The organism is Rothia mucilaginosa (genome assembly GCF_964210535.1).
GTDB classification, from domain to species: Bacteria; Actinomycetota; Actinomycetes; order Actinomycetales; family Micrococcaceae; genus Rothia; species Rothia mucilaginosa_F.
Genome location: NZ_CAXOMR010000027.1, coordinates 23,556 through 33,710, shown reverse-complemented (window position 1 = coordinate 33,710; position 10,155 = coordinate 23,556). Strand labels below are relative to the sequence as shown.

At 55.8% G+C, this 10,155-nt stretch carries 11 protein-coding genes; 2 read left to right on the top strand and 9 right to left on the bottom strand.

From position 1 onward, the window contains the following. Positions 1–360: 360 nt before the first annotated feature. Together dnaB and AB8C10_RS08190 are read right to left on the bottom strand one after the other, a co-directional pair. Positions 361–1,716 (bottom strand): replicative DNA helicase, encoded by a 1,356-nt coding sequence (gene dnaB / locus AB8C10_RS08195; RefSeq protein WP_049354159.1) that lies wholly within the window; start codon positions 1,714–1,716, stop codon positions 361–363. Positions 1,717–1,821: 105 nt separating this feature from the next. Continuing rightward, positions 1,822–2,865, bottom strand: coding sequence for a glycosyltransferase (locus AB8C10_RS08190; protein WP_239665176.1), 1,044 nt, complete (start codon positions 2,863–2,865; stop codon positions 1,822–1,824). Positions 2,866–3,377: 512 nt separating this feature from the next. On the opposite strand from AB8C10_RS08190, the gene AB8C10_RS08185 reads away from it, so the two are divergent. After that, positions 3,378–3,815: a hypothetical protein gene (locus AB8C10_RS08185; protein WP_368867443.1), complete on the top strand. Its 438-nt coding sequence runs from the start codon at positions 3,378–3,380 to the stop codon at positions 3,813–3,815. Between the two features lie 99 nt (positions 3,816–3,914). Here the strand turns inward: AB8C10_RS08185 and AB8C10_RS08180 are convergent, their stop codons facing one another. From AB8C10_RS08180 to AB8C10_RS08150, 7 genes are all read right to left on the bottom strand, one after another. Next, complete coding sequence (locus AB8C10_RS08180; protein WP_368867442.1) at positions 3,915–4,721, bottom strand: class I SAM-dependent methyltransferase; 807 nt, start codon at positions 4,719–4,721, stop codon at positions 3,915–3,917. Between the two features lie 740 nt (positions 4,722–5,461). Continuing rightward, entirely contained in the window at positions 5,462–5,767 is a 306-nt protein-coding gene (locus AB8C10_RS08175; protein WP_368867441.1) for a hypothetical protein, read from the bottom strand. Between the two features lie 253 nt (positions 5,768–6,020). Then, entirely contained in the window at positions 6,021–6,473 is a 453-nt protein-coding gene (gene rplI / locus AB8C10_RS08170) for a 50S ribosomal protein L9 (protein WP_049341934.1), read from the bottom strand. A 20-nt stretch (positions 6,474–6,493) separates the two neighbouring features. Continuing rightward, positions 6,494–6,730, bottom strand: a complete 237-nt coding sequence (rpsR, locus tag AB8C10_RS08165) for a 30S ribosomal protein S18 (protein ID WP_004005948.1) — start codon at positions 6,728–6,730, stop codon at positions 6,494–6,496. Positions 6,731–6,813: 83 nt separating this feature from the next. Next, complete coding sequence (locus AB8C10_RS08160; RefSeq protein WP_005504055.1) at positions 6,814–7,446, bottom strand: single-stranded DNA-binding protein; 633 nt, start codon at positions 7,444–7,446, stop codon at positions 6,814–6,816. Between the two features lie 95 nt (positions 7,447–7,541). Beyond that, on the bottom strand, positions 7,542–7,847 hold the full coding sequence (gene rpsF, locus AB8C10_RS08155) for a 30S ribosomal protein S6 (protein WP_070687853.1): 306 nt from the start codon (positions 7,845–7,847) through the stop codon (positions 7,542–7,544). Positions 7,848–8,038: 191 nt separating this feature from the next. Beyond that, positions 8,039–9,463, bottom strand: a complete 1,425-nt coding sequence (locus AB8C10_RS08150) for a CCA tRNA nucleotidyltransferase (RefSeq protein ID WP_368867440.1) — start codon at positions 9,461–9,463, stop codon at positions 8,039–8,041. A 126-nt stretch (positions 9,464–9,589) separates the two neighbouring features. Here AB8C10_RS08150 and AB8C10_RS08145 point away from each other — a divergent pair, with 126 nt between their 5' ends. Then, positions 9,590–10,093 (top strand): NUDIX hydrolase, encoded by a 504-nt coding sequence (locus tag AB8C10_RS08145; protein WP_005504058.1) that lies wholly within the window; start codon positions 9,590–9,592, stop codon positions 10,091–10,093. Positions 10,094–10,155 lie beyond the last annotated feature (62 nt).

Below are 10,155 nucleotides of genomic sequence, written 5' to 3'. Positions count from 1 at the left end.
CTCAACACCCCTGCAACCCGAAAACGGGTGAAGTAGCACACAAAAAGGGCCTTGAAAGGGTCTCAAACACCCTTCCAGGCACTAAAGTGCCTAGTCAGAGTGTTTTAAGGGTGGCAAAAAATCTTCAAAAAACTTCCAAAAAACCTCATAAACGCAGAAGAAACCACTCAAACCCTCGAAGAAAGCCCGGTGAAAGCCCTCTCAGCAGCCCCTATTCCTACTCCCCCGCTCCTGTGCCGCGACTAGACACCCATACCTATAGATACAGAAAGCCCCTCCCCTTCCATCCCGAGAGGAACAGAAGAAGAGGGGCACAGCTACGAGAGTGCTGAAGCTTAGTAACGCTTAGTGCTGGGTTGCTTAGTACTGGGGAGGCGCCTCATTCGCCATATTGTTGAAGCGCGAGTACTTACCGCTAAACGCCAGAGGGATAGTACGGGTCGGACCACCACGGTGCTTCGCAATAATCATGTCCGCCTCACCCACGCGCTCACTATCCGGGTTATACATATCCTCACGATGCAGCAGAATCACCATATCCGCATCCTGCTCAATAGAACCAGACTCACGCAGATCCGAAACCATCGGACGCTTATCAGTACGCTGCTCCGAACCACGGTTCAACTGCGACAGCGCAATCACCGGAACATCCAGCTCCTTAGCCAACAGCTTCAGGCTACGAGAAAACTCCGAAACCTCCTGCTGACGCGACTCCACCTTCTTACCCGAACTCATCAGCTGCAGGTAGTCCAGCACCACAAGCTTCAAATCATTACGCTGCTTCAGGCGACGGCACTTCGCGCGAATCTCCATCAGAGTCATATTCGGCGAATCATCAATAAAGAGAGGAGCAGAATCAATACGACCCTGCAGAGTCGCCAAGTTCGTCCAACCCTCAGTATCCAGGTCGCCCTTCTTCAGACGACCCATCGAAATCTTTCCCTCCGCAGAGAGAATACGCATTGCCAACTCAGTACGACTCATCTCCAGTGAGAAGAACACAGTCGTCATCTGATGATGAATAGCAGCAGAACGAGCAATATCCAAAGCCAGAGTCGACTTACCCACACCCGGACGAGCCGCAATAACAATCATCTGGCCGCCATGCAGACCACCGGTCAGCTCATCAAACTCAATAAAGTCAGTCGGCACACCGTACACGCCATCCGGGCGGTTCGAGTTCGCATCAATCTCATTGATGGTCTCCTCCAACGCCTCAGAGAAAGACACATAGTCTTCCTTCGCGTTACCATCAGTCACCGCATAAATCTCAGCCTGCGCCTGATCCACCAAAGTATCAACCTCAGTCTCATTGGCGTAACCCAGCTGAGCAATCTTCGTACCCGCCTCAATCAGGCGGCGCATAATCGCGTGCTCCTTAACAATCTCAGCGTAATACTGAGCGTTAGCAGCAGTCGGAACCGAAGCAATCAGAGTATGCAGATACGACGCGCCACCTACACGAGTCAGCTCGCCACGCTTCTTCAGCTCATCAGCAACCGTAATCGCATCCGCAGGGCTACCGTGACCGTAAAGAGAAAGAATCGCCTCATAAATCGTCTCGTGCGCCGGCTTATAGAAATCAGACGCACGCAGGCTCTCAACCACATCTGCAATAGCGTCCTTCGACAGCAGCATGCCACCGAGCACCGACTGCTCAGCCACATCATCATGAGGCATAGTGCGGGAACCATAATCAATGGCAGTTTCAGACATGCTTATCCTCGCGTTTCAATCCGATATCTACGACGTTCCAGAAACAATTTCTGCAGAACTCCTATGCTAGTTTCTCACGAAGGCACACGCGAAACATATACACGCCTAATGGGCAGCGCGCAGATAATCCTCAATCTTCTCAACGGCGAGCGCCGCCCCATCCATGGTGCGCATTGCCTCACCCAGCTGCCGCGCCCTAGCGCGCATGCCCTCATCTCTGAGCAGACGGCCCAGAATATCGCGCACATTGCCGCGGCGCACATCATTCTTCGTAAAACGCAGGGCGTTACCGTAGCGCACGCACTCCTCAATATTCCAGCTTTGCTCCGCCTGCATCGCAATACCGGCAAACGGTACACCCGCCAGGCACGCCGTCTGCACCGTTCCCTCACCGCCGTGGGTCATCGAGGCGTCAATATGACCGGCAAGCAGATGAGCCGGAACGGTCCCCGCAAAGTGGATGTTATCGCCCAGTAGGCTGGTTTCTGCGTCCGGCAGCGGCACCCCGCCGCCGACCAGCACATCCACCGGAGCAGCTGACAGCTGCCGTAGCACCTGCGCCAAAATATCTGCAGACCCTGAGGAACCCATTCCCACGTAGACCAGTGGCCGCTCTCTCGGTTCGAGAACAATCTGCGGTAGCTCACCGGGCGCGCGGTAATAGATAGGACCCACACTAACGTCGGGCTCTACCAATGAGTCCCCGCGTAGCTGCGTAAACAGAGAGCAGATAAGGTTCACATCGGCGCTGAGCATATCGACGGTACGGCGAGGAAGCGTGAGCCCATGCTCACGCGCCACACGCGTAAAAGAAGCCGGCTTATACGAAAACACCCGCGCCACAGCCCGCAACCATCCCGGCGCCGCGAGCTCGCTGGCTGCAGGCTTCTTCGAAAAATACGTCGACGAGTACGCATACGGGCGCGCATAGAAAATGGGGACACCGGCAATACGCGCAGACAGCAACATCGTCAGGTTAGAACCGATCACCACAGCATCCGCGCTAAAGTCACGGATAGCCGCAAGCTCAGCGGCAACCCTTCGACGCACCATGCCGGTCGTAAAAGGGTGCCGCACTCCCCTGCCCTGATCCAGCGCCATAATCTGCTCAGCCTCAGCATCGCTCATAATCGGTTCGCGAAGATGCACGGGCAACCCCGCGTTTTCCAGCAGTCCCAGGTATTTAGGGGAATACACGTGGAATAAGACCGTATGGCCTCGCTCCTGAGCTGCACGCGCTATCTCGATACAGCGCGTGGTTTCACCCATATTGAAGCTTTCAGGAGAGAAAAGAATACGGCTCATAACAAACTCCGGCAGGCGCACACATGACTGAGCCGGTTCTGCGGCTCATGCGCCGCGGCTCATACACCTCAGTGTAAAACGGAGCCTCAGTATTCCCCCGAATAGCGAGGAATACTGAGGCTCCGTTTCACTGTGTGAGTTTTGCGGTGTGAGTCTGTCTTACTTCTTACGCAGAATCAGACCGATAGCGCCGATGTGGTCCGCGTGGCGGCGGAACACGCCGCGCATACCCAGCACGCGCTCACGAATCTGCGCTGTTATCGCATCCAAGGAAAAAATTTTTCGGCCACTGCTATGTGCCTAGTAGATCCCTCGATATCAGAGTCGAGGGCATAGCTACTGGAAGTGAGTCGATCGTGTTCGTTATTCTCCCCGTCCTCACCCTACATATAGTCTCGCATCTCCTGGCACTTCTGCTACTGCATATCTGGAGGGCATCTATCCCAGCAGATTATGTAGCGGTACTCAAGCACCTGCGGGTGTCAGCGGTGCTCTACTACTACAGGCTCGCTAATGAGGTGAGCTGGGCATATACGGGTGTGGGGGTGGTGCGTCACTGGGAAGTCAGAGTGCAGCAGATGCTGGGTGAGTATCTGATACTGATGCAGTATCCAGCAGTAGTGCTGGTACTAGTGCTCAGCGCCGTAGTCGGTGCACTGTTCAGGTGCTGTGTGCTGCTATACCTGGCGAGAGTGGAGAGCGCCGCCGGCATGGAGGCTGTTACTGCAGGGTGGGTGCGTGCTGTGGTAGATAGTATAGGTGTCCTGGTGAAGTTGTTCGGGCTAGCAGGCTAGTCGGGCTTGGCGACGCAGGCGGAGCCTCAGTATTCCCCCGGATAGCGAGGAATACTAAGGCTCCGTTTCACTGTGTGAGTTTTGCGGTGTGAGTCTGTTTTACTTCTTACGCAGAACCAGACCGATAGCGCCAATGTGGTCCGCGTGGCGGCGGAACACACCGCGCATACCCAGTACACGCTCACGAATCTGCGGCTTACGCGCCAGGTTGAACGCAATCTTCGCAACGCCTGCGGGACCCTCATCAGCCAGCAGACGCTTCGGCTCCAGCAGAGCCATATCAGTCTGGTACACATCCAGCACCTCGAAGCCTGCCTCTTCAGCCAGGGCGGTCCACTCGGCAACAGTCAGCGGACGGGCATTCACGCGAATAGTGCGCGCCAAATCCTTCTGAATCTCTTCCTTCAACTCGGGACGCAGGTAATCGGGAACCAGCGACATCTCGTGAATAGCGTAGTAGCCACCCGGACGCAGCAGGCGGGCCGCCTCACGCATAATCTCCAGCTTGTGCTTATCGGTCTGCATGGTCAGCATCGCCTCGCCCACCACGGCGTCGTAGCTCTCGGAGGGCAGGCCGGTTTCCTGGGCGCTAGCGTTCACGACGCGGTAGTTAGGATGGCTCGATGCGCTGATACGCTCGGTCACGATTTCAGCAGCCTTCGGGTCAAGATCCACACCGGTGTAGCTCTTGGGGGAACGCTTCACAATCTCCAGGGCGGTAATACCCAGGCCCGGCGCAAACTCCACGACGTCAATGTCGCCGCCCAGGGCACGAGCCAGCAGCCAGTTGGTGGTCTCGCGGCCGCCGGGGCGCAAAACCTTCTTGCCCAGCTGGGCAAGCAACCAGTGGCCTGCAGCCTTTTCAGCGGGGCGGTCGGTACCGGGAACGGAAGGGGTCTTAGACACGGGAGACAACTCCTCAATACTTGTATTTAATATGCAAAATTTATCTTCCCTAATTCTAGACCCGCCACCCACAGGAAAGGAAATATGACGTTACGTGGAAGTATGGTTGCCCTTTATTACGGTGCACCATGGTTACGGCATGCCCTAACACTATCCCGGTCACCACCACGGCAAAGCTCAGAGGTTAAACAGAAACTGGAGCTGGATCTCTCGATCCAACCCCAGTCTCATCACACACACATACATACGAAAATCAGAGCCACTTCCGCAAGGAAAGTCCAACTTTCTGATGGTCCTCTCGAACCATCTATATAAAGTATTACGCGTAAACCTTTATTCCCTGTAGGTTAAAGCTGTAAGAAACCTGGGAATAGATTTTTCCTCAAAATCAGGGGTACGGCACCCATAATCCACGCCCATATCCGGCGCCTGTTGAGATACGAGCCCGCCACAGATCCACCTCAGATATGCAGCGCCCCTTCGGATACACTTCTCTAAATTCATATGTGGCGTTAAAAGAAGAAAGGCAAGGCGCTTTTGCCTTGCCATCCTTCTTTCGCTAGCGGGCGACCCCGCTACACGAAACACACACATTCACATCGCAGTCCTCTCGAACCAACACTTATAGTAAACACCCCCAACCTTATGGGAGGATTGAATTTCGCTGGAAACAAGCTGGGAGAAAACCAACAGAACCCTGAGAGCTTTGATATTGTGCAGTTTTAGAGGTTCAAACCGGGCTAATAAGCCGCCATATACAGACCCAGCAGCACCAGCGGATTAGCAACTACAGAAGTAACCGCCAGGCAAATATTAGCCACGCGGTACTGGCGGAACTTCACCAGACCCACCAGCGCACACACCAGGGCAATGCTGGAGGCAAGGCCGCCTACTATCAGCAACAACAGAAAAATAATGGTGGCTATATTGGCATCCGCAAACGGGATAACCGCTAGAGCACACAGCAACAAAGTAATGCACTCCAGAACCACACCCGTGAGCAGCAGCTGAGCACTAGAAGACAAACGTGAAAAAGATCGAGCCATGTCTACCAGTCTACGGGGTCATTTAGCCTACCCCGCAGTCGCAACCGTTCCAACCACCAATCCTTCTGCTGCCCACCCCCTATTCTCAACCTCTCAAAAACAATGTTTCACGTGAAACATGCACCGGAACGAACGCAACCACGACACAGCTACGGGTACAACAAGCGGGGTGCCCCTCCCGAAGGAAGGACACCCCGTCCGACACTCAACACCGAAGCTTCAAAGCCTCAGCGTCAAATATCTAAAAACCTACTTACGCAGCAGCAACGACGTCCAGGACAACGTTAGCAACAACGTCAGGGTGCAGGCGGACAGTCACCTTGTACTCACCGGTGCGCTTGATAGCGGAACCCAGGTGGATGGTGCGCTTGTCAACGGAGCCAATGCCAGCAGCCTCAATAGCCTCAGCAATAGCCTCAGCCTTGACGGTACCGAACAGGCGGCCGTCAGCGCCAGCCTTGTGTGCAACGACAACCGGCTTAGCAGCCAGAGCCGCAGCAATTGCCTGAGCCTCTTCCAGAGAAGCCTTAGCACGAGCCGCACGAGCGGCACGGATGGACTCAACCTGCTTCTCGCCACCCTGGGTCCAGGTCACGGCGAAGCCGCGGGGCAGCAGGTAGTTACGTGCGTAACCGTCCTTAACGGTGACAACATCGCCAGCTGCACCGAGGCCGGAAACTTCCTGAGTCAGAATGATCTTAGCCATGTTACTGTCTCTCCTTCTCTTTAGCGGCCAGCGCCGGAGTAGGGCAGCAGTGCAACTTCGCGGGCGTTCTTAATAGCCTGAGCGATCTTGCGCTGCTCCTGAACGGTCACGCCAGTCACGCGGCGAGCGCGGATCTTGCCGCGGTCGGAGATGAACTTGCGCAGAAGTGCGACGTCCTTGTAGTCGATAACGGTGACGTCAGCAGCCTTGAGGGGGTTCTGCTTGGGTTTGGGCTTACGGATTTCAGCCTTAGCCATCGTGGTGCTCCTTAGAGTTGGGAGCCCGCGGCGGATAACCGCGGGATGGATTGATAAATTACTATTCGGAAAACGAAACCGGCTTAGAACGGAGGTTCGTCGTCGGCGCCGCTACCCCAGTCATAGTTACCACCAGACTGAGAACTCCACGGATCAGCAGCAGGAGCTGCGGGGGCCGCCGGAGCAGCCGGAGCGGAGTAGCCAGACTGGCCAGAGTAACCATTACCCTGAGCAGCAGCAAAATTGTTCTGCTGAGGAGCGGAGAAACCGCCCTGAGCAGCAGCGTTGTACCCAGCGCCACCGCCAAAGCCACCCTGCGCACCGCCACCGAAGTTATTACCTCCGGCAGAACGCTGTGCGCGAGTCACCTGAGCAGTAGCAAAACGCAGAGTCGGGCCGATCTCCTCGACCTCAAGCTCGAACGAAGTACGACGCTCGCCTTCCTTGGTCTCGTACGAGCGAGACTTCAGACGGCCCTGCGCGATAACCTGAGTACCCTTCTTCAGGGTCTCTGCAACATTCTCAGCGTAACCACGCCACACCGACGCACGCAGGAACAGGGTCTCCCCATCCTCCCACTGGTTCGTCTGGCGGTTAAAAGTACGCGGAGTCGATGCGATCGTGAAATTAGCAACCGCCGCACCCGCGGGGGTGTAACGAAGCTCCGGATCGCCAGTCAGATTACCAATAACGGTAATAACGGTATCGCCTGCCATTTGATGCCTCCTCGATAAGAGTTACAAGTATGTTGAATCCAGTACAGCGCAACCCCCTGACATTTTTAGGGGGTCAGCCGACCGGCAAGAAACAACTACTTGCTGGAGATCTTCTGATCCTCCGGGCGGATGATCTTGGTACGCATGACGGACTCGTTCAGGTTCAGAACACGATCGAGCTCAGCTGCGGTCTCGGGGGTAGAGGTGAAGTTCACCACTGCGTAGATACCCTCAGACTTCTTCTGGATCTCGTATGCCAGGCGACGACGGCCCCAGATATCGACGTTGTCGATGGAACCACCCTCGTTGGTCACGATCTCGAGGAACTTGGACAGCGACGGCTCAACCGCACGGTCCTCAACCTCGGGGCTGAGGATAACCATCAGTTCATATGCACGCATGATTAAACCCCTCCTTTGGGCTAAACGGCTATGGGATTTCCATAGCAGGAGATTCATTGTGCTCTACACGTGAAGCACACCGGGTGGGGAACACGCATAGATTTCTTAACAATACACGAGAAAAAGCAGATAGAACAGTACCGCACCGCGTGAGCTCAACCATGCGATGCGGTACCGAAAAACCGCAGAAGCTACGCCTGGCGACGCTGCTCCCACCACTGCAAAAGACGGGCCTTCGCCTCCTCCTCAGGAAGCGAACCCTCATCCAGACGCAAATTCAACAAGAACTTATACGCCTCACCCACCACCGGGCCCGGCGCAATACCAAGAATCTGCATAATCTGGCCACCGTCCAGGTCCGGGCGGATCGCATCCAGCTCCTCCTGAGCAGCCAGCTCAGCAATACGACGCTCCAAATCGTCATACGCTTCAGCCAGCGAGCGCGACAGGCGACGATTACGAGTCGTCACATCAGAACGCGACACACGGTGCAGACGCTCCAGCTGATCCCCCGCATCACGCACATAACGGCGCACCGCAGAATCAGTCCAACCCGACTCACGATAACCATAGAACCGCATATGCAGCTCCACCAGACGAGCCACAGCCTTAATCGTGTCATTATCAAAACGCAGAGCACGCATGCGCTTCTTCACCATCTTCGCGCCCACCACCTCATGGTGCAGGAACGAGACGGAGCCGTCCTTCTCAAACTTACGAGTCTTCGGCTTGCCAATATCGTGCATCAACGCCGCAAAACGCAGAATAAAATCAGGAGCCGGGCACGGGCCGTCCTCGTCCGTCTCCTTCTCCATCGCCTGCTCCATCACCTTCAACGAATGCGCATACACATCCTTATGGTGATGCGCAGGATCCATCTCCATACGCAACGCAGGAAGCTCCGGCAACACATAATCAGCCAGGCCCGTATCCACCAGCAGGTTTAAACCCACCCGCGGGTAATCCGCCTCAATCAGCTTCACCAGCTCATCACGCACACGCTCAGCCGAAATAATCTCAATACGGCCGGCCATCTCACGCATCGCCTCGAAAACCTCCGGGGCAACCTCAAGATTAAAACGCGCAGCAAAACGAGCCGCACGCATCATACGTAGCGGATCCTCAGAAAAAGACTCCTCCGGCGAGCGCGGAGTACGCAAAACACCCGCACGCAAATCCTCAACGCCACCAAACAAGTCAACAACCTCACCACTGGGCAAAGCCGCCGCCATCGCATTAATCGTGAAATCACGACGCACCAAATCGGCGCTCAAATCCGTGCCAAACTCAACCGTCGGCTTACGCGAATCCGAAACATACACCTCAGCACGGTACGTGGTCACCTCATACACCACGCCATTCTTCCGCGCACTAATCGTGCCGTACTCCTTGCCGATATCCCACGTGTGCTCACCCCACGCACGCAAAATCTGCTCGCTCTGCTCCGGAGTAGCATCCGTCGTCAAATCAAAATCAGTGAAATGGCCGCCATCATCCAGCAGATTGTCGCGGACAATACCGCCCACCAAGTACAGCTCAAAACCCGCCGCACGGTACAGTTCTCCCAGCTCGGCGGCATCCGGGTACTTCGACACAACATCAATAAACAGCGACATAATCCTTTAATCGTGCCAGAAAAACCACCCACGCGCCCACCCCACACCCACAACACCCCACCAAAGACAGCTATCTCACCCCAAACCGAGACACACAAACCCTCACATATCGGTTAAGGTAGAACCATGAGCATTCCCGTACCCCGCGCCCCCAAAACGCGCTTCACCGCGCCCGCGCGAGCGGTACCCGCCCCCGAAGAAGTCTCCGCAGGCGGGCTCATCATCGACTTTGACCGACCCGAACAGCTACCCGTAGCCATTATCGCCCGCATCAACCGCAACGGACAACGCGAATGGTGCCTACCCAAAGGCCACATCGAACACGGCGAAACCACCGTCGAAGCCGCACAACGCGAAATCAGCGAAGAAACCGGAATCACCGGCTACCCCGTAGCCTCCCTCGGCACCATCGCCTACTGGTTCACCTCCAACGGCACGCGCATCCACAAAACCGTGCACCACTACCTCTTCGCAGCAACCGGCGGCGAACTGAGCATCGACAACGACCCCGACCACGAAGCAATCGACGTCGCATGGGTCCCCCTCGAAGAGCTCCCCACCCGCCTCTCATTCGCCAACGAGCAACACATTGCCCGTAGCGCGCGCGAATACATCACCACCCAGCTCTAAACACCCGTTAAATAGAGCCCCAAAACTAAAAGAAGCAATCACCCGCCGACACAGGAGAGACA

Excerpts from the sequence above, each read along its gene's own strand:
- dnaB (WP_049354159.1), bottom strand. The coding sequence starts at position 1,716 with ATGTCTGAAACTGCCATTGATTATGGTTCCCGCACTATGCCTCATGAT.
- AB8C10_RS08150 (WP_368867440.1), bottom strand. The coding sequence starts at position 9,463 with ATGTCGCTGTTTATTGATGTTGTGTCGAAGTACCCGGATGCCGCCGAG.
- rpsR (WP_004005948.1), bottom strand. The coding sequence starts at position 6,730 with ATGGCTAAGGCTGAAATCCGTAAGCCCAAACCCAAGCAGAACCCCCTC.
- AB8C10_RS08160 (WP_005504055.1), bottom strand. The coding sequence starts at position 7,446 with ATGGCAGGCGATACCGTTATTACCGTTATTGGTAATCTGACTGGCGAT.
- rplI (WP_049341934.1), bottom strand. The coding sequence starts at position 6,473 with ATGGCTAAGATCATTCTGACTCAGGAAGTTTCCGGCCTCGGTGCAGCT.
- AB8C10_RS08175 (WP_368867441.1), bottom strand. The coding sequence starts at position 5,767 with ATGGCTCGATCTTTTTCACGTTTGTCTTCTAGTGCTCAGCTGCTGCTC.
- rpsF (WP_070687853.1), bottom strand. The coding sequence starts at position 7,847 with ATGCGTGCATATGAACTGATGGTTATCCTCAGCCCCGAGGTTGAGGAC.
- AB8C10_RS08145 (WP_005504058.1), top strand. The coding sequence starts at position 9,590 with ATGAGCATTCCCGTACCCCGCGCCCCCAAAACGCGCTTCACCGCGCCC.